Annotated in this window: 18 protein-coding genes (1 of these 18 only partly in view); 4 read left to right on the top strand and 14 right to left on the bottom strand. The window is 68.3% G+C overall.

All coding sequences use genetic code 11. The features are described 5' to 3' along the window. On the top strand, window positions 1-265 hold the 3' portion of the coding sequence (locus tag FHX42_RS11610) for an Rv3235 family protein (protein ID WP_182544300.1). 122 nt of this gene lie to the left of the window's left edge; the window shows 265 of its 387 coding nt (coding positions 123-387); its start codon lies off the left edge, out of view; the stop codon is at window positions 263-265. A 98-nt stretch (window positions 266-363) separates the two neighbouring features. On the opposite strand, the gene secA is transcribed toward FHX42_RS11610, so the two are convergent. The 7 genes from secA to FHX42_RS11575 all read right to left on the bottom strand — a co-directional run bounded on the left by secA (window position 364) and on the right by FHX42_RS11575 (window position 10,554). Beyond that, the gene (gene secA, locus FHX42_RS11605; protein WP_182544740.1) at window positions 364-3,237 is read right to left on the bottom strand and encodes a preprotein translocase subunit SecA; all 2,874 of its coding nucleotides are present in this window, start codon (window positions 3,235-3,237) and stop codon (window positions 364-366) included. A gap of 285 nt (window positions 3,238-3,522) precedes the next feature. Continuing rightward, on the bottom strand, window positions 3,523-4,251 hold the full coding sequence (hpf, locus tag FHX42_RS11600; RefSeq protein ID WP_182544299.1) for a ribosome hibernation-promoting factor, HPF/YfiA family: 729 nt from the start codon (window positions 4,249-4,251) through the stop codon (window positions 3,523-3,525). Window positions 4,252-4,763: 512 nt separating this feature from the next. Then, window positions 4,764-5,471, bottom strand: coding sequence for a ComF family protein (locus FHX42_RS11595; protein ID WP_182544298.1), 708 nt, complete (start codon window positions 5,469-5,471; stop codon window positions 4,764-4,766). Between the two features lie 77 nt (window positions 5,472-5,548). Next, on the bottom strand, window positions 5,549-7,285 hold the full coding sequence (locus FHX42_RS11590) for an LpqB family beta-propeller domain-containing protein (RefSeq protein WP_182544297.1): 1,737 nt from the start codon (window positions 7,283-7,285) through the stop codon (window positions 5,549-5,551). Between the two features lie 17 nt (window positions 7,286-7,302). Beyond that, window positions 7,303-8,568, bottom strand: a complete 1,266-nt coding sequence (mtrB, locus tag FHX42_RS11585; RefSeq protein WP_407926229.1) for an MtrAB system histidine kinase MtrB — start codon at window positions 8,566-8,568, stop codon at window positions 7,303-7,305. A gap of 505 nt (window positions 8,569-9,073) precedes the next feature. Further along, on the bottom strand, window positions 9,074-9,751 hold the full coding sequence (gene mtrA, locus FHX42_RS11580; RefSeq protein WP_182544296.1) for an MtrAB system response regulator MtrA: 678 nt from the start codon (window positions 9,749-9,751) through the stop codon (window positions 9,074-9,076). 101 nt (window positions 9,752-9,852) lie between these two features. Further along, window positions 9,853-10,554, bottom strand: a complete 702-nt coding sequence (locus FHX42_RS11575) for a dTMP kinase (protein WP_220480234.1) — start codon at window positions 10,552-10,554, stop codon at window positions 9,853-9,855. A gap of 203 nt (window positions 10,555-10,757) precedes the next feature. Here FHX42_RS11575 and FHX42_RS11570 point away from each other — a divergent pair, with 203 nt between their 5' ends. Next, entirely contained in the window at window positions 10,758-13,364 is a 2,607-nt protein-coding gene (locus tag FHX42_RS11570) for a hypothetical protein (protein ID WP_182544295.1), read from the top strand. A gap of 41 nt (window positions 13,365-13,405) precedes the next feature. Here FHX42_RS11570 and FHX42_RS27395 read toward each other — a convergent pair whose 3' ends face one another. Beyond that, window positions 13,406-14,800 (bottom strand): carboxypeptidase regulatory-like domain-containing protein, encoded by a 1,395-nt coding sequence (locus FHX42_RS27395; RefSeq protein ID WP_182544294.1) that lies wholly within the window; start codon window positions 14,798-14,800, stop codon window positions 13,406-13,408. A gap of 186 nt (window positions 14,801-14,986) precedes the next feature. Here FHX42_RS27395 and FHX42_RS11560 point away from each other — a divergent pair, with 186 nt between their 5' ends. Continuing rightward, window positions 14,987-15,604 carry a TetR/AcrR family transcriptional regulator gene (locus FHX42_RS11560; RefSeq protein WP_182544293.1) on the top strand — a complete coding sequence of 206 codons (618 nt, stop codon included), beginning with the start codon at window positions 14,987-14,989 and terminating at the stop codon, window positions 15,602-15,604. Between the two features lie 47 nt (window positions 15,605-15,651). Here FHX42_RS11560 and FHX42_RS11555 read toward each other — a convergent pair whose 3' ends face one another. The 6 genes from FHX42_RS11555 to FHX42_RS26600 all read right to left on the bottom strand — a co-directional run bounded on the left by FHX42_RS11555 (window position 15,652) and on the right by FHX42_RS26600 (window position 21,966). Beyond that, window positions 15,652-17,178: an amino acid permease gene (locus FHX42_RS11555; protein ID WP_182544292.1), complete on the bottom strand. Its 1,527-nt coding sequence runs from the start codon at window positions 17,176-17,178 to the stop codon at window positions 15,652-15,654. 207 nt (window positions 17,179-17,385) lie between these two features. Then, window positions 17,386-18,660, bottom strand: coding sequence for a mannose-6-phosphate isomerase, class I (gene manA / locus FHX42_RS11550; protein ID WP_182544291.1), 1,275 nt, complete (start codon window positions 18,658-18,660; stop codon window positions 17,386-17,388). 138 nt (window positions 18,661-18,798) lie between these two features. After that, complete coding sequence (locus FHX42_RS11545) at window positions 18,799-19,869, bottom strand: hypothetical protein (protein WP_328796118.1); 1,071 nt, start codon at window positions 19,867-19,869, stop codon at window positions 18,799-18,801. Window positions 19,870-19,874: 5 nt separating this feature from the next. Then, on the bottom strand, window positions 19,875-20,087 hold the full coding sequence (locus FHX42_RS11540; protein ID WP_182544290.1) for a Trm112 family protein: 213 nt from the start codon (window positions 20,085-20,087) through the stop codon (window positions 19,875-19,877). A gap of 67 nt (window positions 20,088-20,154) precedes the next feature. After that, window positions 20,155-21,504: a phosphomannomutase/phosphoglucomutase gene (locus FHX42_RS11535; RefSeq protein WP_182544289.1), complete on the bottom strand. Its 1,350-nt coding sequence runs from the start codon at window positions 21,502-21,504 to the stop codon at window positions 20,155-20,157. Between the two features lie 102 nt (window positions 21,505-21,606). Next, entirely contained in the window at window positions 21,607-21,966 is a 360-nt protein-coding gene (locus tag FHX42_RS26600) for a DUF3499 domain-containing protein (RefSeq protein WP_182544288.1), read from the bottom strand. Window positions 21,967-22,057: 91 nt separating this feature from the next. Between FHX42_RS26600 and FHX42_RS11525 the strand changes: the two genes are divergently transcribed. Then, window positions 22,058-22,500, top strand: a 443-nt coding sequence (locus tag FHX42_RS11525; protein ID WP_182544287.1) for a metallopeptidase family protein, incomplete at its 3' end; no start/stop codon positions are given.

Genomic DNA, 22,500 nt, shown 5'->3' with positions numbered 1-22,500 from the left:
GGACGTGCTTTCCGGCCGCAGGCCGCTGCACCACATCCGTCACTGGCTGTCCGGGCCCGTCTCCGGCCTGCTCGCGACGATGCTTCGCAGCGGAAAAACCACCACCGCGCGGTATCGGCTGCGGACCGTGCACACCTGCCCGATTACGGCGCACACGGTCGAAGCCTGTGCGGTCATAACCGACAACGAACGTGTCCGCGCCCTGACCATGCGTCTGGAACAGCACGAGACGCAGTGGTCCTGCACCCTGCTGGCACTACTGTGAGCGCCACGACCAGTCGCGAGGACGATCGACAGGCCCGCGGCGGAGCCGACCACGTGCGTGGCAGCAAAGCGGCTCCGCCACCTCGGCGACCTACGTCCTCAGTGCTTCCTGTTCCGCTTCGCCTGCGCGCGCGCCGCAGCTCGCCGCTCACGGCGAGTGCCGTTGTTCGTGTCGGTCTCGGTCGGAGTTTCACCGCTGGTCGCCGCGTTCCCGCGCTCGTCGGGGCCGGAGTAGCTCATCCGCTGGGGTTCCGGAGTCTCCAGTCCCTTGCCGCGCAGCGCGGCCGGCGCCTGTGCCTCCGTGTCCTCCGACGAGCTCCCGAGCTGGCTCAGCGCGGGACCGGCCGAGCTCGACGCCTTGCGAGCTCGCTTGGAACGTGGTTGCTCGGAGTCCTGCCGCACGTCCGTCGACGACCGCTCACCATCGGTCTGGCTGACCGAGACCGGTACCGACGGCTGCTGCTGTGCCGCGGGCTCTGGTTCGGCCGCCTCCACCTGAACGTTGAACAGGAAGCCGACGGATTCCTCCTTGAGCGCTTCGAGCATCGCGTGGAACATGTCGAAGCCCTCACGCCGGTACTCGATCAGCGGATCACGCTGAGCCATGGCCCGCAGGCCGATGCCCTCCTTGAGATAGTCCATCTCGTAGAGGTGCTCTCGCCACTTGCGGTCGAGCACGCTCAGCACCACGCGGCGCTCCAGCTCGCGCATCGCCCCTTCGCCGACCTGGGCCTCGATCTCGGCCTCGCGGCGAGCGTACGCGGCCTTCGCGTCCTCCAGAACCGCCTCGCGCACCCGCTCGCTGGTCAGGTCGTCGTCCTCGGCGATGTCCTCCCAGTGGATCGAGACCGGGTACAGCGTCTTGAGTGCCGTCCACAGCTTCTCGAGGTCCCAATCCTCGGAGTACCCCTCCGAGGTCGCGGCCTTGACATAGGCGCCGATCACGTCCTCCAGCATGTGCATGGACTGCTCACGCAGATCCTCGCCCTCCAGCACCCGGCGACGCTCGGTGTAGATGACCGAACGCTGCTGGTTGAGCACCTCGTCGTACTTGAGGACGTTCTTGCGGATCTCCATGTTCTGCTGCTCGACCTGGGTCTGAGCGCTGCGGATCGCCCGCGTCACCATCTTGTGCTCGATGGGGACGTCGTCGGGCACCTTCAACCGGGTCATGACGGTTTCGACCATCGCGGAGTTGAAGCGACGCATGAGCTCGTCGCCGAGCGAAAGGTAGAAACGCGACTCGCCGGGATCGCCCTGTCGACCGGAACGACCGCGCAGCTGGTTGTCGATGCGCCGCGACTCGTGGCGCTCGGTCCCCAGCACGTACAGGCCGCCCACTTCCCGGACCTCATCGGCCTCGGACTCGACCTGCTTCTTGAGCTTCTCCACCACCGCGGGCCACTCGCGCTCGTAGTCCTCGCGGTGTTCCACCGGATCCAGTCCACGTCCGCGCAGTTCGGCGTCGGCGAGGTGATCGACGTTACCGCCGAGCACGATGTCGGTACCGCGACCGGCCATGTTCGTCGCGACCGTGACGGCTCCCTTGCGCCCGGCCTCGGCGATGATCCCGGCTTCCTCCTCGTGGTGCTTGGCGTTGAGCACGTTGTGCGGCACGCCCTTACGAGTCAGCAGCTTCGCGAGGTACTCGGAACGGTCCACGCTGGTGGTCCCGACCAGGACCGGCTGGCCGTTGCCGTACTTCTCCTCGATGTCATCGGCGACCGCGGCGAACTTGGCCTCCTCGCTCTTGTAGACCTGGTCCGGTTGGTCGGCGCGGATCATCGGCTCGTTGGTGGGGATGGTCACCACGCCGAGCTTGTAGGTGCCCTGGAACTCGGCCGCCTCGGTCTGGGCGGTACCGGTCATCCCGGCCAGCTTGTCGTAGAGGCGGAAGTAGTTCTGCAGGGTGATCGTGGCCAACGTCTGGTTCTCGGCCTGGATCTCGACGCCTTCCTTGGCCTCGATGGCCTGGTGCATCCCCTCGTTGTAGCGCCGTCCGTGCAGCACCCGGCCGGTGAACTCGTCGACGATGGCGACCTCGCCGTTGCGGACGATGTAGTCCTTGTCCCGCCGGTAGAGTTCCTTGGCCTTGACCGCGTTGTTGAGGTATCCCACCAGCGGCGTGTTGGCCGCCTCGTACAGGTTCTCGATCCCGAGCTGGTCCTCGATGATCGACACGCCCTCTTCGGTGACACCGACGGTGCGCTTGCGCTCGTCGACCTCGTAGTGCTCGTCGCGCTTGAGCATCGGCGCCATTCGCGCGAACTCGTTGTACCAGCGCGAGGACTGGTCGGCGGGGCCGGAGATGATCAGCGGTGTCCTGGCCTCGTCGATGAGGATCGAGTCGACCTCGTCGACGATCGAGAAGAAGTGACCGCGCTGCACGCACTCCGCCAGGCTCCAGGCCATGTTGTCGCGCAGGTAGTCGAACCCGAACTCGTTGTTCGTACCGTAAGTGATGTCGGCGAGGTAGGCTTCACGGCGCTGATCCGGGGACATGTCGGCGGTGATCGCCGACACTTCCAGCCCGAGGAAGCGGTGCACGCGTCCCATCCAGTCGGCATCGCGCTTGGCGAGGTAGTCGTTGACGGTGATGACGTGCACGCCCTCGCCCGCTATGGCATTGAGGTAGCCGGGCAGCACACAGGTCAGCGTCTTGCCCTCACCGGTCTTCATCTCGGCGATCTGGCCGAGGTGCAGCGCCGCGCCACCCATGACCTGGACGTCGAAGTGTCGCTGGCCGAGGGTGCGCCGGGCGCCCTCCCTGGCAACGGCGAACGCCTCCGGGAGCAGCTCGTCGAGTGACTCGCCATCGCCGTGGCGCCGCTTGAACTCGTCGGTCTTGGCCCGCAGCTCGGCGTCGGACAACGCGACCGTGTCATCTTCGAGCTTGTTGGTGTGCGCTGCGATGGCACGAAGACGCTTGAGCGTCTTACCCTCACCGGCACGGAGCAGTCGGGACAGGACCATCCGGGTCGACCTCACTAGCTGATCGTGACGCGTCCGTCACGGACGCTTTATGGCCATGGTAGTAGAGCCGGCTTCCCACACGGCTGTTCGCTCGAGCACCTCGGGGGTGGCCGCCGATCGTGGAAGCGAGTCCGCAGCGGCACTTCGACCGCGGACCGACTCCTGCCGTCCGGTTGGTCCCGAACGGCAGGGGCGACGGTCTCGCCCGTCGGACGATGCCGTCCCCCGCGCACCACGGTACGCGGGGGACAGCCTCTCAAATCGTTCTCAGTCACCTTCTTCGCTTCAGGAAGCCAGCCTGATCACTCCGTAGTCGAAGCCCTGGCGCCGGTAGACGACGCTGGCCCGTCCGGAGTCGGCGTCGGAGAAAAGGTAGAAGTCGTGTCCGACCAGCTCCATCTCGTAGAGCGCCTGGTCCACCGTCATCGGCTCGGCGGTGTGCTCCTTCTCCCGGACGATACGACCCGGTTCGTACCCGTCTTCGTAGCGCTGCGAAGGAACTTCGGCGTCGGTTTCCGGAGGCTTCGTTTCCCGTTGCTCCGTCGCGTTGCGATGTGTCGCCATGTTCTGCTCCTGAGGCGCTTCAAGCAGAGCCGTGCGTGTTCCCTGATCGTCGGACGAGCCGGAACGGGCATCATCGGCCATCGCCACCGGCCGGTCCGCCATCGCCGAAGTCGCCTCGGCCACCGACCGGGGGCTGTGCTTGCCGTAGTGCACCCTCCGGCGATCGTGCATCCGCCGCAGCCGGCTCTCCAGCTTTCCCGTGGCGGCGTCCAAAGCGGCGTAGAAGTCGGCCGCACTCGCCTCGGCACGCACCGCCGGACCCCGCCCCTTCAGGGTGATCTCGACTCGCTGGCAGTTCTTGGCCTGACGTGGGTTGCGTTCGTGAAACAGCTCCACGTCCGCGCGGATGCTCTTTTTGTCGTAACGCTCGAGCCGGGTCAGCTTCTCACCGACGTGCGTGCGGTAATGATCGGGCACCTCGACGTTGCGCCCCTTGACGACGATGTCCATTCACGACCTCCGTTACTAAGCGTGCTTGTCGTGAGCGACGGTCACGGCGGCGCCGGGGTAACTTCGTCGGTCGCCTTCCGACGCCGGGAACACGAGAACCTCACTCCTTCCCGCTGTCGGCTTAGCTGGTTGCCAGGCACGTTAGCGCTCTTTACCGCTTTGTAACACCCCCCGAGAAGAGGGAAGTCAAGTAGACACCCTATGTGATTAAGGGCACTTTTTCTGTCCGCGTTCCGGTACGCTGTGCAGCTGCACAGCGTCGGAGGGCCACTCAACTCGTCACTCGCTCACACGAACGAGTGACACTCTCCGTCACGGGGTGTCACGGGATGCCTCCCGGTCGAGCCACCCGATCGGGGCAACCGACCAGGCCAACCAGAGGCGGCTACGGCGCTACTCTCATGTTCGTACAACGCATGACGTGGCGCACAAGTTCCCGCAGCGCGGCCTTCCGCCATCTCCACCCGATACGTCCGTTCGGTCCAGTCCCGCCGCCGGAAGCCGCGAGCCCGCTATCGCGACGTCGCGGTCAGGCCGAGTACCGCCGTCACCCGCAACTCCGCCGTTTCCAGCGCCCGCAGACAACTCGTCGCGGTCGCACCCGTGGTGATCACGTCGTCGATCAGCACGAGCGAGGATCGTGCGGAGGGAAGCCGCCCCGAACGAAGCCGGACCCGACCCGCCAGGTTCCGAGTCCGTTCGGCGGGAGTCAGCCCGACCGAGTCCCGAGCGCCCCTGGCCAACACCAGGCAGTCCGCCAGGGAACAGGACCACCCCGCCGCGGCCAGGGCCGCCACGGCCCGTTCCCCGACACGCACCATGTGAGCTCCTCCGCGCTGGCGAGACGCCGAGGCCCGGGAGGGAGCCGGTACCAGACAACAGTGGTCCCCCACCGCGAGCAGATCGGGACGTTCCTTCGAGAGCACTGCCAATCCCGTGGCCAACCGCTCACCGAAAGGGGTGGCCAGACCGCGCTGTCCGGACTCCTTGTAAGCGAGCACGGCACGCCGAGCGGGGCCCCGGTAGTATCCGAGCGCGTAGACAGCCGGCGCGGGGTCGAGGAACGGACGCCGTACGCGGCGCAACGCACCGAGCTGCGGCCCGCACTCCCCACACCATCGACTTCCCGTCGCACCGCACCCCGCGCAGCGCAACGGCAGGACCAGGTCAGCGAGCCCCGAAAAGCAGGCGCGCACACCGCGTGTACTCGGATTCCGCATTCGCCGATCATGACGGAGGATGCGGTCGGGCCGTGGGTGCGCGCGGACTTCGATGCGCGTGTCGGCGGGCTGCGCTGCTACCCCGGGTAGAACGGGATGGACTGCCCATTGATCGGTCCCTGCAGAAACCGCCACAGCTCGTCCTGGTCACCGGCCTGCCAAAGCTCGTTGCGGTCGGCCACCACCACTTTGCGCCCGGGACCGACAGTGATCGAGGTGACCGGTTGCAGCAGGTTCGCCGCCGAGTAGGACGTCCACCGGAACCCGTCGACCGAAACCTCCGTCACCGGAGTCAGGTCGCTTTCGGTGGTCGCCACCAACGAGTCGCCGTCGAGCCAGTCGATCTTGCGAACGGCGGCGCCGGAAGGGTTGCCGGCCAGTACGGTCGGATGCTTCAGCATGACCTTGCCGCCCTTGTCGACCAGGCCCGCGACGACGATCCGGCCGTCGACCACGCCGGCGACGCGAGTTCCGTCCCGGGAGATCCGCAGATCGGTGACGGGCTTTCCCCCGGAGAAGGCGGTCGAGTCCACCTTGCGAGCGGTCCACGTGCCGTTGCCGTTCTCGACCAGGCGCATGATCTCGCGGTTGTCGACCACGACCCAGACCTCCGTGGCATCACGCCAGGTGGGGCGGCTCGTGAAGTTGCCGGTCACCTCGCTGGCCCACAGGGGTCCGCCATAGGGTCCGACCCGCAACCGCACGCCGCCGGCGGGATCGCGCACCACCGCCGCGAGTTTCGAACCGTCCGCCGAGTGCGCGGCCGTGGTCACGTTGTACTTGCCGGAACCGGCGGGGCCGGGTATCCGATTGGCCTGCTGATCGAGCGTCAACAACTGCTCGTTCACCACGGCCAGGGGAGGAACGTCGGCACGGACGTGGTTGTTCCTCCGGTAGGAGGCGACGTCGGCAGGCCGCAGCACCTCCTTGTCGGGCAGCAGCAGGCTGCTCTCCTCCATGAGCTTGACTCTGGCGTTGCTGACTCCCTGGAGAGACAGCACGACCTGGGCGGCGACCAACTTCTTCTCCGGAGGCCGCAACCGACCGAGGTCGCTGAAGTTGACCACCAGGGCGCCGTTGCCCGCCTCGCTGACGTTGGTCTCGGTCCGCGCGTCCGGCGGCAGAGCCGTGCCCATCGCTCCGCGAAAACGTCGTGAGGGTCCCGAAAGCAGCAGCTCGATGACCCGCGCGGGGCGAGCACTGGCCGGCCTGCGCGCCACGTAACGCAGGTTGGGCACCACACCATCGCGGTTGTGGTCGAGGAAGTAGATCGGTACCGCCTGGTACTGCTCGACGAAGCCGGAGCGCGCGACCAGCAGCTGCGGCGGAGGGTTCGCGATCCGCCACTCGCCGTCGCGCCGGCGCTCGACCCGCATCGTGATCCGATAGCTGCCCTCCGCGGGAACGAAGGAGCGATCGGGCAACAACCGTCCCACCTTGGTCACGCGCAGGCCCACCATGCTCACGCCCTCCGAAGCCTCGGGAGGTGACGGCAACGGCAGGGTGTTCACCCCCGTGACGATCAACAGTTCGCGCGGAGGCTTCCACGAGTCGCTGACCCCGGAGGCGAGGTGCTTCCGGGCAGCGGCGTAGTTCTTGTCCGGCACCGCCGAGGCCCCGAGGAAACTCCGCACCAACGCCAGGGGACCGAGCCCCTTCTCCGGGGTCGGCACCGTGGTGTCGCGCTCGTCCTCCTCGACCCGTTTGACGGCCTTGGGGTCGGAGCTCGTCGGAATCGAGGCACAGGCGCTCACGGACAGAAACGTGACCAGGAGCAGCGCGCACGTCCGCACGAACCCGCGATCCGACCTCATCCGAATACCTGTCATCTTCACCCCTCCGACAATCTGGCCGGACCGTGGTCGGGAGCGTCGAACTCGGCGTCGGGCTCCGACGGTCTGTCGGACTGGGTCGCCAGCAGGGCACCGGGATCGGCGATACGGCGGGTGGTCGGCATGGACAGCGGGCTCTCGGCGAAGGAGCCACCGCTGTGCCGGGGCAGCGTGAGTCGGAAGCACGCGCCCTGCCCCGGCTCGCCCCAGGCGTCCATCGTGCCACCGTGCAGTCGGGCGTCCTCGGAACTGATCGACAGCCCGAGTCCGGTGCCGCCCATCTGTCGGTTGCGGGAGGGGTCACCACGCCAGAAGCGGGTGAAGACCAGGTCGGCCTCACCGGGACGCAGCCCCACACCGTGGTCCCGCACCGTGACCGCCACGGCTTCCTCGTTACCGCCGAAAGCGATCTCCACGGGCCCTCCCTCGGCGTGATCGATCGCGTTGGCCATCAGGTTGCGCACGATGCGCTCCACCCGCCGCGCGTCGGCGACGATGGTCACTTCCTCGGTGGGCAGATCCGTGCGCAGCTCTACCCCCGCGTTCTCCGCGATCGGCCGCACCGAGTCGATGGCTCGGTGCAGGACCGCGACGACGTCGAGCTGCTCGGTGCTCAGATCCGCCACCCCCGCGTCCAGGCGGGAGATCTCCAGCAGGTCGTTGAGCAGGGACTCGAACTGGTCCAGTTCGTCGACCAGCAGCTCCGCGGAACGTTCCAGCCCGGGAGGGAACTCCTCACGCGAAGCGTGCAGGACGTCGGCCGCCATCCGCACGGTCGTCAGCGGGGTCCGCAGTTCGTGGGAGACGTCGGAGGTGAACCGGCGCTGCAACTGGCCGAACTCCTCGAGCTGCTGAATCTGCTGCCGGAGGCTGTCGGCCATCTCGTTGAACGAGTCGCCGAGGCGGGCGACGTCGTCCTCGCCGATCACCCGCATCCGCTCGTCGAGATTGCCGTTGGCCAGGCGCTCGGCGGTCCGTGCCGCCTGCCGCACCGGACGCACGATCTGCCGGGTGACCAGGTTGGTGATGGCTCCCAGCAGCACGAGCAGCACCATGCCCCCCACCAGCAGAGTGCTCTGCACGACCCTCAGGGTGCTCTGTTCCGCCGACAGCGGGAACAGGAAGTACACCTGCAAGGGCCTGGTGGCGGTACCGACGGGACTGCCGACGGCCAGCATCGTGACCGGCTCGCCCTTCCTCTGCACGGTCGTGATCTGCGTGGCGTACTGGCCCCGCTCGACGTAACCGCGCAACCCGTCGGGCACGTCCCCGATCGGTCCCGCCGACGGTACTGCCCCCCCCGTCCGTCGTGGCCTGCTCGTCCACCAGAACGGGGTCGAAAGCTCCCGCGGACGGTTTCTCGGCGCTGGCCCGCGCCGACGCCGAGGTCGTCAGCCTGTTCAGCGCGTCCTTGAGTTGCTCGACGATGTCGTCGGTGTTCGGATCGACCGCCGTGAGCTCGCGCTCCAGCACGGGCAAGCTCGTATCGACCTGACGGACGGCCGCTTCCTCCTTGGCCCGCAGCAGCCGGTTGGTGATCTGCGTCTGCAGCACCATGCCGAGCACGAAGACCACGGCCGAGGACAAAGCCAGCGTGCTGACCACGACCCGCAGCTGCATCGAGCGCCGCCACGCCGATTCGAACCAGTGCCACCGGCGCTTGATCTCATCGCGAGCACGAGCGACCAGCTGCCACACCACGCGGCCCCAGCGCGCCCACATGCTCACCACAATCGTTCCCGCGAACGAATCACCGCGGTCCTGCTCTCATCATGGTGGCCCGGCCTTGTAACCGACACCACGCACGGTCAGGACGACCTCGGGACGCTCGGGATCCTGCTCGATCTTCGACCTCAACCGCTGCACGTGCACGTTGACCAGGCGCGTGTCGGCAGCGTGGCGATAACCCCACACCTGCTCCAGCAGCACCTCGCGAGTGAACACCTGACGCGGCTTGCGTGCCAGTGCGACGAGCAGATCGAACTCCAGCGGGGTCAGCGCGATCGGCTGCCCGTCCCGGGTCACCTCGTGGCCGGGCACGTCGATGGTCAGGTCTCCGATCGAGAGCACCTCGGCCGGCTCGCCCTCCGTACGACGCAGCCGCACCCGTAGCCGGGCGACCAGCTCCTTGGGCTTGAAGGGTTTGACGACGTAGTCGTCGGCACCGGACTCCAACCCCAGCACGACGTCGACGGTGTCGCTCTTCGCGGTCAGCATCACCACGGGAACCATCGACTCGGCCCGGATGGCCTTGCAAACGTCGATGCCGTTCATCCCGGGCAGCATAAGATCCAGCAGCACCAGATCGGGTTTGAGCTCGCGCAGCGCAGGCATCGCTTTGGTGCCATCGCTGACGACGGCTGTTTCGAAGCCCTCGCCACGCAGCACTATGGTCAACATTTCCGCCAGGGCAGGATCGTCATCCACCACGAGCACGCGTGACTTCATGCCCTATATGGTTGCACTTGTCACCCAGGAGTCCAGCACCGCCCGGTAGTCATTACCGCAGGTCGTTGCCCCAACGCCGAGTGATACCGCCAAATGGAGTACTACCCGCTCGTAGGTTGCGCCAGGCTCTTGTCGACCACCGCACCGAAATCCACTCGCTCGACACCGTCGACCACGTGCCAGGGCGACCACCACGCGGTTTCGGCGAGCTCGGTGTAGACCTCGGCGCACCGCTGCTGCAGTGGGGAGTCGGTCTCGAACCTGTCCCGGCGACGTTCGACCTCGGCGCGTTCCCGGGACTCGGCCCTGTCGGCCGCGACCTCCGTCGGCACGCGCAACAGGATCTGGAGGTCGGGACGGGGCAACGCGAAGCGTTCGATCTCCAACTCGCGCACCCAGGCGACGAAGTCGCCGTCGGCACCCTGGTGGAGCCGGGCGGCTCCGTAGGCGGCGTTGGAGGCGACGTAGCGGTCGACGAGCACGACGTCGTGCACGCGCAGGTCGGCTCGTAGCGCGTCCGTCGCGGAGCGGCGGTCCAGCGCGTAGAGCACCGCCATGCCGTGGACGGACTCGGCGAGGTCGCCGTGATCGGCGCGAAGCGCCTCGGCCACGAGATCGGCGTGGACATCGGCGCCGTAGCGCGGGAACGCCGCGCGGGCCACGGAGTGGCCGCGGCGGTCGAGCTCGGCGGCAAGTCCGTCGACGAGCGTGCGCTTACCCGCGCCGTCCAGTCCCTCGATCGCGATCAGCCGTCCCACGGTGACGACCCTAGTCTTGCCGTCCCGGGCTGCCGCTTCCGGCATGACGATCGTCGGTAACCGCCTTGTCCCCTTCGGACAGTCAGTCGTTTTCGCCCGAAACCGCGGGAGTACGGTTTCGCGCGAAACCACCGCACCGCATCGGGAACACGGTTGGCGACGAACATCGCCGAATGGGTCGCACAGTGGATGTCGGGCGGGGACAATCAGTGTTGATCTCGGTAGGCACCCGACGGTCAGGAGGCGCAGTGCAGATTCCCGGGGCCGATACTCGCGTCGTCGAGCTGCGGGTGCACGGCATCCTCGGCACCACGGACCACGACCTGACCGACTCCGTCGCCTCGGTGGACGTTGCCGGGGACGGCATCGGACGCATCGTCCGCCCGGCCGACCGGCTGCTACGCCCGGTGCCCGGTCCGATGCTCTCGGCCGGGAAACGCACCGTTCCCCGCGTGGTCGAGGGATACGCGTGGGGCAGCATGACCTCCGGCGGTGCCAAGGCGCTCTGGGCTCTGCTGTTCCCGTTCGCCGTGGTCAACATGGCCCACTGGATGCTGCCGCCGGTGCGCTCGGACGACCTCGTCGGCCGTGTCGTGGCCACGGCGACGCGAGCGCTGCTGCGGCTGGTCGCACTGCTGTTGACGATGTTGTTCGTCGCTCAGCTCACCGTGCTCGGGCTCGACGTGCTGGCCGCCCAGTGTCTGAGCAGTGGTTCGAGCTGCGTGGGGAACGTGCCGGGGTTCTTCCGCGAACTGGACGTGCTGCGTTCGATCCCGGCCATGGCCGGGGTCGGTCTCGTCGTGCTGCTGATGCACCGGTTGTCGGCCGCGTCCTGGCGTGTGCTGGCGTCACCGACCGAGGGACCGAACCACTCGACGCGGGAGCCCTCCCTTCCGGGGAACAACGTCGTGACGGAACCGGACACGCCGGGATTGCGTGCCCTGCACACCGTGGCGGCGCTGTCCACGGTGGTGCTGCTCGCCCTCGGCGGTCCGGCGGCTGCCACGAACGATCCGCGCTGGCTCGGCGCGGCGGTGCTCGCCGGGGTCTGCGTCGTGTGCGTCCTCCTCCTGGACGACCCGACGGGCATGCGCCCCCACGACTCGCGGGGCGTTCGCGCGCTGCTTCGCCCCTTCCCACGTCGACTGATGATGTCGGCTGCCGTGGTGCTGCTCGCGGCGACGGCGGTGGCGCCACCGAACCTGGACGGTTCCCTGCCGGGTTCGGGAAGCACCGTCGACACGCTCACCACGTGCCTGGCGATCGGCTGTGCGCTCGTCGGAGCGCTCGTGGTCGCGGGAGCCCGACTCACTCGTTCCCGCTGGGCCCACCTGCCCCGCGAGCTGCGCCCCTGGGCCGGTGGTGTGGTGGCCGCACCGGTTCTGCTGATCGGCTGCCTGCTCGGCGTGGGATTCGGCGCGGGGCTGGCGCTGAGCCTGCGCCGAATTCTCGCGACACCACAACTCCGGCTCCCCGCGACCTACGAGACCGTGACGCTGCTGTGGGGAACCACGACCGTTCTGCTGGTCCTGGCGAGCACCGTGCTCGTGCCGTGGGCGCTGATCGTCCACTGGCGCGGCGCGCACTCCGACGAGGCCGTGTCGCCCGAGGTCGCCCTGCTTCACGCGGGCAGACAGCAGGACCAGCAACGCGCGGCCGGTGCCTGGCAGTGGGCCCAGCTGCAACACCGCTACAGGAACCGGCTCCTCGGCCTGCTCATGGCGGTACTCGTCGCCGGTGTTGCGCTGGCGCTGACACTGCGACTGGCGGGTATGCCGGACTGGCGGTGGCCGGGCTGGCTGGTCGGGCTGGGTGTCGGCGGACTCGCGGCGCTGGCGGCCACGACGCTGCGCACGGTCCAGCTGTCCCTCCGATGGCCCAGCACGGCTCGCAGGCTCGGCGTGCTGTGCGATCTCTCGCTGTTCTGGCCCCGTGAAGCGCACCCGGTGGTACCGCCGTGCTACGCGCTCAAGGTCGTTCCCGAGCTGGTGGACCGTGCGAAGGAGCACCTCGCCGAACCCGACACCCGGGTGGTGCTGGTGGGCCACAGCCAGGGCAGCTTGCTCGCAGCGGTGGCGGCGGCTCGCCTGATGGACACCCTGGACGAGTCCGCTCGTCATCGAGTGGGGCTGGTCACGGCCGGGTCGCAGTTGCAGTGGGGCTATGCGCGAGCCTTCCCCGGGGTCGTACCGCACGACTCGCAGCGCGATCTGTCCGGGACGTTGGAGGGGCGCTGGCGGTCGTTGTGCCGGGGCACCGATCCGCTCGGCGGAGCCGTGAGCACGTGGAACCGGCAGGTCTACGACGGCCAGCTGCTCGGTGTCGGGTTCCGCAGCGACGGCACGGAGGGGCCGCTTCCCGCCGCCGTCCGGGGGCCCACCGGTGCACTGGTCCTCGGCGGTGACCACTGGCTGCCGGATCCGCAGCGCGGACCGTCCGGACACCGACGCTGGCTGCCCGGAGTGCTCGGGCACTCCGAGTACAGCGGCGATCCGGAGTGGGATCGCGCGGTGGCGATGGCCGCCGGGCTGGAGATTCCCGTACGGGGGGCGAGCCTGCCACTGCGCACCCCGACCACGACCTCGCAGGTGCTCACCAACGCCGAGCGCCCCGAACCGGCCGCTCCGCACGCTCACACCGCCGACTCGCTCGGCGAATCGGCCGGGGCGGAAGTCACCACCGATCCGGAACATCCCGACGCGGCGGAAGTCACCGCGCCGGAGCCCCACGAGCGTCCCGATGCGGGAGAGGACCAGCGCCCCGCGGAGGCGATACCTCCGAAGACCACGGAGCCACGGGGGAACATGCCGCCGTGGGAGCGTGGCCCCGCTCTGCGTCCCACCACGGAATGCTGAACGGGAGCACGCGGATCGACCACGAGCCGTCACGGGCGCCTTCAGGCGGGCGGGACGGCTCCCGCACCTGAGACGAGAGTTCCGTTCTCCGGATCACGTTCGTGCTCGCCGGGCACGCCGTGGAGGACGAAATTCTGCTGCGCGCACTTGCCCGCATGCACCGAGACCCGCTCGACGGTGGGCCTGCACCCGCGCGACGCGGCCACGACGGTCACGTACTGCTCGGGCAGCGATTCCACCGCGTACTCCCCCTCCGGAGAGGTGTGCACCCGGGCCAGTTGGTTGCCGGTGGAGTCGGCGATCGTGATCACGGCGGCTTCGATCGCACTTCCGTCGCGGCCGCTGACGGTGCCCGTCAGCATCGGCAGCGGGTGCGCGTGCGTGTCGGGTTCCTCGGCGGCGGCCTCGGAAGCTCGCTCGGTGGACTCGGTGGAGTCCTGTCGAGCAGCCTGCTTACGCCGGTTGCGCCAAGCGTCGAAGACGATCAGGGCGGCACCGACGGCGCACCAGATCAGCAGACCGACGACGGGCCACAGGACCTCGTTGCCCCGGAAGTAGAGCACGCCGCGCATGGCGTCCACGGCCTGCCCGAGCGGCATGATCGAGTGCAGGGACTGGAAGAACGACGGCACCATCTCCTTCGGGATCGCGCCCCCGCTGGAAGGGATGCTCAGCAGCACGAACAGCCCCATCGCCACACCCGGGATGAACTGCTTGACGAAGGGCACCAGCCCGAACGCCGTCCACGCCACGGCCTGGGTCAGCAGGAAACCGATCGGCAGCACCCACAGATCGGGATCGATCACCTGGAGGCCGGTGCCGACCAGGTAGCAGAACAGCGTGGAGAAGACGCCCATCCCCACGAGAGTGAATAGCTTGGTCCGCTTGGACAGCGCCGCGCGCAACAACATCATGACCGTGATGTAGCCGCCGATGTTCATCGCCATCAGCAGGTAGAACAGACCCGTCCCCATCACGTCACCGGGTGCGGTCGGCGCGACGTCGGTGGTGCTCAGCTCTCCCCCGCCCTGTTCGGCGATCGGCTCGAAGCTGGCCGAAAGCACCTGTGTCAGCGCCCTCCCGTTGGCCGATGCGACGAAGAGCTCCCCGTCCGCCGGGCTGTAGGTGGCGACGACGTCGCGTTCCATGATCGCCTGCCTGCCCGCCTGCTCGCTGGGCACGGCGGTCACGTCGAAGGAGCCGGGCGCGCTGCGCTGGAAACCGGTCTCCAGGGAGGTCGCCGCCTGGTCACCGACAACGGCGACCGGCACGTTGGTGGGTGCCGGCGCGTGGAAGGGCACCAGGTAGAACACCATGAACCCGACGACGAAGAAAACCGGAAACCACAGCGACGAGACCAGCGTCTTCACCAGTGAGGACTTCTCCGGAGCGGCGGGCTCCTGCCGAGCTTCGGCGGTCTGACTCTCCTCTGACACGACACTCCTCATGCTTCGTTCACGGTCGGCGCGAACCGAGTGTATCATTTTTTGTGCAGACACTGTAAAAATACACTTCATGCATGTTCGCGGTGCCCCGAGTCACACCGCCACGGCGGGACCCGGTTCGAAGCACCACCGGACGGCTAGACTCGGCGGGATCGCGGCACCCAGAGGACGACAGTCATGAGCACCATGTCCCACACCACCGAGGAGAGCGTCGGGCTGCGGGAGCGCAAGAAGCGCGCCACGCGCCTGTCCCTCCAGGCCGCGGCCGTGGAGCTGATTCGCGAGCACGGTCCCGACTCGGTCACCGTCGAGGACATCTGTGCTCAGGCGGAGGTCTCGCCGAGGACGTTCTTCAACTACTTCACCTGCAAGGAGGAAGTACTCGCGCCCTGGAGCAGGGAGGCTCTCGAACGGATTCCGGAAGCAATCGCGCAGCGGCCCGCGGAGGAACGACCTCCGACCGCCGCACACCGGGTGTTCGACGTGTTGCTCGACCACACCATGCGTAGCGAGATCTGGCGGGAGCAGATCATGCTGCTCCGGGAACACCCGGTCCTGGCCTATCGCACGATGTCCAACACCCGGGCACTGGAACTGTGCCTGGCCGAGGGGCTCGGGCGCCGTACCGGTCTGGGCGAGGAAGACACGTACGTGAAGCTGGTCGCCGCGACCGCGATGGCGGCGCTGCGGGTGACGATCCAGTCCTGGCAGGAGTCCCCGGACGACACCGATCCGCGGACACTGCTGGAGAACAACTTCGCCCGGATCGAATCCGGCCTGCGGTCACCGGACTGACGGTGGGGCGTGAGAGGAGCAGGCTCCTCTCACGCCCCACCGGGTAACTACCGGTCCTGGGGACGCACCGCCCCACCGGAGGACACCGAGGCCTGGCGCTGGCCCAGCACGGAATGGTTGCGGCCGTAGACGAAGTAGATCACCACGCCCACGACCATCCAGATGGCGAACCGGACCCAGGTCAGGGCCGTCAGGTTGATCATCAGCCACAGGCAGGCGACGATCGCCAGCACGGGAACCAGCGGCACCAGCGGAGCCCTGAAGCCGCGCGGCAGGTCCGGCCGGGTCCGGCGCAGGACGATGACGCCGAGCGAGACCAGCGCGAACGCGAACAGGGTCCCGACGTTGACCATCTCGGCCAGCCTGCTGAACGGGAAGAAGCCAGCGGCCAACATGACCACGGCGCCCACCAGCACGGTGATCCGCACCGGTGTTCCCCGCCGCGGATCGGTCTTGGCCAGGCCACGCGGAAGCAGCCCGTCCCGGGACATCGCGAACAGCACGCGGCTCTGCCCCAGCAACAGCACCATGACCACCGTGACCAGGCCGATCAGCGCCCCCACCGACACCAGGGTGGCCGCCCAGTCCACGTTGTTGATCGCGAAGGCGGTAGCCAGGGTGGCGCTCTCGTCGTCCGGACCGGTGGCGAGCTTGGTGTAGTTGACCATGCCGGTCACGACCAACGCCACCGCCACGTAGAGCGCGGTCGTGATGGCCACGGAACCGAGGATGCCGCGCGGGGCGTTGCGCTGCGGGTCGCGCGTCTCCTCCGCGGTGGTGGCCACGATGTCGAACCCGATGAACGAGAAGAACACCAGCGAGGCACCGGCCAACAGCCCGAAGACGCCGAAGACGCTGGACTCACCACCGAGCATCAGCGAGAACAGGGTCTGTTCGAGCACCGGTGCGTTCTCGGCGGCGGACTGGGCCGGCGGGATGAAGGGAGTGTAGTTGTCGGGCTTGATGTAGCCGATTCCCGCGATGATGATGAACAGGACGACGGCGACCTTGATCGAGGTGATGACGAGGCTCACGCGCGCCGAGATCTTGGTCCCCACGACCAGCAACGTGGTCAGCACCGCCACCAGCAGCATCGCACCCCAGTCGAACTGCAGCGCTCCCAGGGACAGCGCGGTCGGCACCTGCAGGCCGATGATTCCCAGGACCTCCTGGAGATAGGTCGACCACCCCTTGGCCACGGCCGCCGCGGCGATCGAGAACTCCAGGATGAGGTCCCACCCGATGATCCAGGCGGGAAACTCCCCGAAGGTGGCGTAGGAGTAGGTGTAGGCGCTCCCCGCCACGGGCACCGTCGAGGCGAACTCGGCATAGCACAACGCCGCGAGCGCACAGGTGATCGCGGCCAGCACGAACGCCAGCGACACCGACGGGCCCGACACGTCACCCGCCGTACTCGCGGCGATGGTGAAGATCCCGGCGCCGATGACGACCGAGACGCCGAACACGATCAGGTCCCACGTTCCCAGATTCTTGCGTAGTTTGGTGTCCGGCTCGTCCGTGTCCATGATCGATTGCTCGACGGACTTCGTCCGTAACAGCCCGGTACCCGGCACCGTCGCCTCCTCGTTGACTCCACTGGTGGCTGAGCACCCTAGCGGGAAACCCCTCCCCGAGGGCCGCCGCTCCGGCTGCCACAGGACACGATTGTCTAACACCGTGTAACGATCAGGAACCGGTGGTCTCGTCCAAAAGAGTGAGACGAATTCAGGATCCGTTTTTCGAGCGCACCCGGCCGGACATGCCGGAGCCGTGGAGGGGTATCACCCCGCCGTTCCCATCGCCGCGCGAAACAGCTGTACCGAACCCTCGACGGACGGGTCCACCGGCCGCGCGACGACCGGTGGGTCGGAGGCGGCCAACCACACCGACTCCCCCCGACCCAGCTCCAGCTCGCCGCCCTCCCGCACGCTGCCGTTGGCGGCACCGTCGACTCGCGAACGGGCGGACAACCGCACCCGGCCCTTCGTGCACAGCACGATCTGCGGTCCGGAGGAGTCCAGTCCGACCCCACCGGAGCGTTCCGGGGACCAGTCCACCCGGGACAGCTCGAACTCCTCCGCGGGCGTGCGGTAGACGGTCAGGTTCGCGTCCCGCGCCTCGCCTGTCAGCACGCGCATGTCACCGCAGGTGAAATCCAGCACCCGCAGCAGCTCGGCGACGTCGACGTACTTCGGCGTCAGACCGCAACGCAGGATGTTGTCGGAGTTCGCCAGGATCTCCAGACCGGTTCCCCGCAGGTAGGCGTGGAGGTTGCCCGCGGGCAGGAAGATCGCCTCACCCGGTTGGAGCACCACCCTGTTCAGCAGCAAGCTCGCCAGGACTCCCGCGTCGTTGGGGTACGCCTCACCCAGCTCCAGAGCGGTTCGGCACTCCATAGCGAACTCGCCGCCTTCCCGAAGATGACGGACGCACGCGTCGAGCACCTCCGGCAGCACCTCGCGCAGGTAGTGCTCGGGAAGCGTGATCCACGTGGTGAACAGCGCCCGCAACCCGTCCCGGTCGGGTTGTGCCGCCAACAACCCGGCATGGGAGCGCAGGCTGGGCACGTCGAGCTCGTGGAGAAAACGAACCGTGCGGTGGGCGTCCCGGAAGCCCGCCAGCGCGTGGAACTCGGTCAGCGCACAGATCAACTCCGGTTTGGCCGTGGGATCCGGGTAGTTGCGCTCGGGAGCGTTGCGGGCCAGCCCGGAAGCCTCCTCGCTGGCGAAGCCGGCCGCGGCCTGCTCGGCCGACGGGTGCGCCTGCAGGCTCAGCGGCTCGTCCGCCGCGAGGACCTTGAGCAGGAACGGCAGTCGGTTGCCCCACCGGTCGGTGCACTCCGACCCCAGCTGACGGGTCGGTTCGGTGTCCAGCAGACTCAGCAGGGACACCTCCGAGCCGTCCGGGCGCAGTAATCGCGAGGGATCTCCGGGATGCGCCCCCATCCACAGTTCGGCTTCCGGATGCGGAGCGGGAACCGGGCGGCCGAGCAGGTCCGCGATCGCGGTACGCGACCCCCACGCGTAAGGGCGCACCGCGTTACGCAGTAACTCCACTGTCGTTCTCGCTCCCTCGTCCTACCGCCTGCTCACCGTCTCGGGCCGAGCCTCGAGCTCTCGACTCATCCGTTCACCGTGCCCGAAGCGGGCGGCATCCTGACACACCCCCGTGCTCGGCCACGTCGAGCACACCGCTCAGTGCGCCGCGAGTGCCGAGGGACCCGACCCACCCACGGCGCCCGCGGCCAACCCCAGGTAGAGGGCGGCGAAGTCGATGCGGATCGCGAGGATCATCGAGCGCACCACGACGTCCTCGCTCGCGGACTCGGCGGGAGCGAGGACGTCGGCGCCCGGCAACGCGGCGACCGCCGAGCGTTCACCGGCGGCATCCACGCGAGTGCTGACCAGCAGGACACGCAGCAGCGCACCGGCCGTGTCTTCGGGGTCGGCGAACAAATCGGTCTCCGAGCCCACCGAAGCACCCGCACGGTGCAGCGCGTGCCTGGTCACGGCCTGCGCGTAATCGGCGACGTCGCAGGGGAACCCCGCATGGCGGCCCAGGGCGAACGCGGCGTGCTCGGCCACGGCGGTGGCTGGGCGATCCACACCCCACACCAGGGGTGAGCGGTCCGCCAGCCGCAGTGCCAGGGACTTGGCCGGGTTCGTGGCCACCTCCCGGTCGGGATGGCACTGCGCGGCTTCGGCGTCCACTTCGTCGGCGAGCGCTTCGGTTTCGGTGCGCAGCAATCCCAACGCCGTCGTGACGGCGATGCCGGCGGTCAGCACGTGGGAGAACGACAGCGCGGCGGGCACCGGGATCCTCGGCACCAACCACCGCGCCCGGCCCGCGACGGCCGCGGCCACCGGCCCCTCCGGGGGGAGCGTCAGGACCAGCGCCGCACCGCGCCGGCTCGCCAGCGCCACGGACTCGGCCATGACGGGATCGGCCGGATCGTCGGAGTGGGCCAGCACCACGTCCAGCGGGCCGATCCAGGAGGGCATCGTGTCGACGACCACCACCGGCATCGGGCAGGACGGACCGAGCAGTGCCGCCAGCAGGTGGCAGGCCGCCGGTGCCACACCGGGCCGCGCCAGCAGCACCAGCGCGCGCGGACGGTCACCACCGAGCTCGTCCAGCCCCACCTCGGAGGCCGTTTCCGTCACCGATCGCACCTGCGCACCCGCGAGCGCGGCCATCCGCAACAGCCCGTCGGTGTCGGTGTCCACCAACCTCGACGCGTCGTCGAGAAGACTGTCGTCCAACACGAACGTCACACCTCCCCGGAATCCCCCGAAGCGGTCTCGACCGCCTCCTCCAGCAGCAGCACGGGAATCCCCTCCCGGACCGGAAACCCGCGTCCGCAGGAAGTGCAGGTCAGGTAGTCGGCGTCGGCGTCATCACCCAGGCCGGGACGCAGCGGGGCGTGCGCGGGGCACGGACAAGCCAAGATCTCCAACAACCGAGAATCCCGTTCCACACTCACGATGCCTCCCGAAATCGAACGTCGCACACCCTCGTCACCGCCCGCTCGCGGAGGCCGAGCACCCGGCTCAACCCCGGATCACCTCAAGCACCTCGTCACGCAGCGCGGACATGGTGTCGGTGTCGGCGGCCTCCACGTTCAGCCGCAGCAACGGCTCCGTGTTGGACGGACGCACATTGAACCAGGAGCCGTTCGCCAACTCCACGGTAAGCCCGTCGAGCTCATCGATACGAGCACCGTTGCGGTCGCGGAAGGTCTCGGCGATCGCACGCATCCGGTCCTGCTGGTCCCCCACCGTGGAGTTGATCTCGCCCGAGGCCACGTACCGGGAGTACTCCGCCATCATCGTGGACAGGCTCTCCCGCTGACCGCCGAAAGCGGCCAGCACGTGCAGGGCCGCGAGCATTCCCGAGTCGGCCCGCCAGAAGTCGCGGAAGTAGTAGTGCGCCGAGTGCTCTCCGCCGAAGATCGCCCCGGTCTCGGCCATCGTCTGCTTGATGAAGGAGTGGCCGACACGGGTGCGGACGGGATGACCACCGTGCTCGGTCACGATCTCCGGCACGGCCCTCGACGTGATCAGGTTGTGAATGATCGACGCACCCGGTTCCTTGGTCAACTCCCTGGTCGCGATCAACGCGGTGATGGCGCTCGGGGACACCGGTTCGGCGTCGGCGTCGACCACGTAACAGCGGTCGGCGTCACCGTCGAAGGCGATCCCGGCGTCGGCTCCGACGGCGAGCACCTTCTCCTGCAGGTCGACGATGTTGGCCGGCTCCAGCGGGTTGGCCACGTGGTTGGGGAAGGTGCCGTCGAGCTCGAAGTACAGCGGAACCACCTCGACCGGTGTTCCCTCGAACACCGGCGGCACGGTGTGCCCGCCCATGCCGTTGCCCGCGTCCACCACGATCCGCAGCGGGCCGATGTCGTCGATATCGACCAGTTCCCGCAGGCAGGAGGCGTATCCCCGGAGCATGTCGCGCTCGCTGATCGTGCCCTTGGCGCCGAGGAACTCGGGGACGCCGTGGGTGACCAGTTCCTGGATCTCGGACAGACCGCTGTCCTGCCCGACCGGTGCGGCACCGGATCGGCACAACTTGATCCCGTTGTACTCGGCGGGGTTGTGGCTGGCGGTGAACATCGCCGAGGGCAGTTCCAGCTGACCGGAGGCGTAGTAGAGCATGTCCGTACTGGCCAGCCCGATGTGGACGACATCGATGCCCTGCCCCGTCACGCCCTCGGCGAACGCGGCCGCCAACCGGGGAGAGGACTCCCGCATGTCGTGGCCGATCACCACGGCCGGGCCACCGACCAACCTGGTGAACGCGGCGCCGATGTCGCGGACGACATCGGTGTCAAGATCCTGGCCCACCACGCCACGGATGTCGTATGCCTTGACGATCCCCGACAGGTCACGCACGCTGCACTCTCCCCGAACTTCGGCATTCACGATGCGTGCGAAAGCCTACCGGCGACAGCCCCACCCGTGCTGGTACGTCCGGCGGCAGCGGTGATCCATCGCTCACTCGTCGTGCGGGTCGGGCAGCGCGCGGAGATGCCCGCGGCGGCTGCTGGAGGCCCACCAGTCCGAGGACTCCACCTGCCGGTCCGAGCGACCCGCCTCCCGCACGGCCTCGGCCAGTGCCGTCAGATCGTCGGCCGAGGGCTCCGGCAGGGCGAACTCGCCCTCGTGCCGGACGACCTCCCAGCCCTTCGGGACCGTCAGCCGCAGCGCGTGCCGTTCACAGAGGTCATAGCTGTGCGGCTCGACATAAGTGGCCAGCGGACCGACCACTGCGGTGGAGTCCGCATAGGCATACGTCAGTGTCGCTACAGCCGGGTTGGCACACCCGGCTCGCGAGCAACGCCTTACGCTCCGCACACCCGGCACGATAGTCCCCTTGTCACGAGCCGTGCCGCAGGCACGCGGAAATGGTCTCCACGCGGGGGTGTGGAAGGCGTACGCTCGACGTGTGGTGACCGCACGTGGATCTCGGCGTCGAATCAGAGGACGGCGGGACCGGCGCGGCCGTGGCCTGCGCGGACCGCTGTATCCCTCCTCCGTTCCCGGAGCCCGGAGCCGTTCGCAGCGCTTCGACGCGCTGGTGCTGGACGCGTTCGAACCGATCGAACGGCGTCGGCACGACGAACTGTCCCAGCTCGATATCGCCGTCGACGAGGTACCCGAAATCCGGGCGGCGACGGTGGAGACCGTCGTCTGGGACAACGACGTGGTGGTGGACTCGAACGTGCCGCTGGCGCGCCTGGTGCCTGCGGGAGTCGACCGCAGGGGGCTGCCGACGCGAGCTCGCATCGTGCTCTACCGCCGCCCGCTGGAGGCCAGGAGCCGCGACGGCGCGGAGTTGGCCAACCTGATCCACGACGTCCTCGTGGAACAGGTCGCCACCTACCTCGG

The organism is Halosaccharopolyspora lacisalsi, assembly GCF_014137975.1.
Taxonomy (GTDB): domain Bacteria; phylum Actinomycetota; class Actinomycetes; order Mycobacteriales; family Pseudonocardiaceae; genus Halosaccharopolyspora; species Halosaccharopolyspora lacisalsi.
The sequence above is the reverse complement of the archived record's forward strand: the minus strand, read 5'-3'. Positions and strand labels throughout refer to the sequence as shown.

Coding starts and splice junctions, on each gene's coding strand:
- FHX42_RS11590 (WP_182544297.1), bottom strand. CDS start 7,285: ATGAGGTCGGATCGCGGGTTCGTGCGGACGTGCGCGCTGCTCCTGGTC.
- FHX42_RS11560 (WP_182544293.1), top strand. CDS start 14,987: ATGAGCACCATGTCCCACACCACCGAGGAGAGCGTCGGGCTGCGGGAG.
- secA (WP_182544740.1), bottom strand. CDS start 3,237: ATGGTCCTGTCCCGACTGCTCCGTGCCGGTGAGGGTAAGACGCTCAAG.
- mtrA (WP_182544296.1), bottom strand. CDS start 9,751: ATGAAGTCACGCGTGCTCGTGGTGGATGACGATCCTGCCCTGGCGGAA.
- FHX42_RS11575 (WP_220480234.1), bottom strand. CDS start 10,554: ATGCCGGAAGCGGCAGCCCGGGACGGCAAGACTAGGGTCGTCACCGTG.
- hpf (WP_182544299.1), bottom strand. CDS start 4,251: ATGGACATCGTCGTCAAGGGGCGCAACGTCGAGGTGCCCGATCATTAC.
- FHX42_RS11595 (WP_182544298.1), bottom strand. CDS start 5,471: ATGCGGAATCCGAGTACACGCGGTGTGCGCGCCTGCTTTTCGGGGCTC.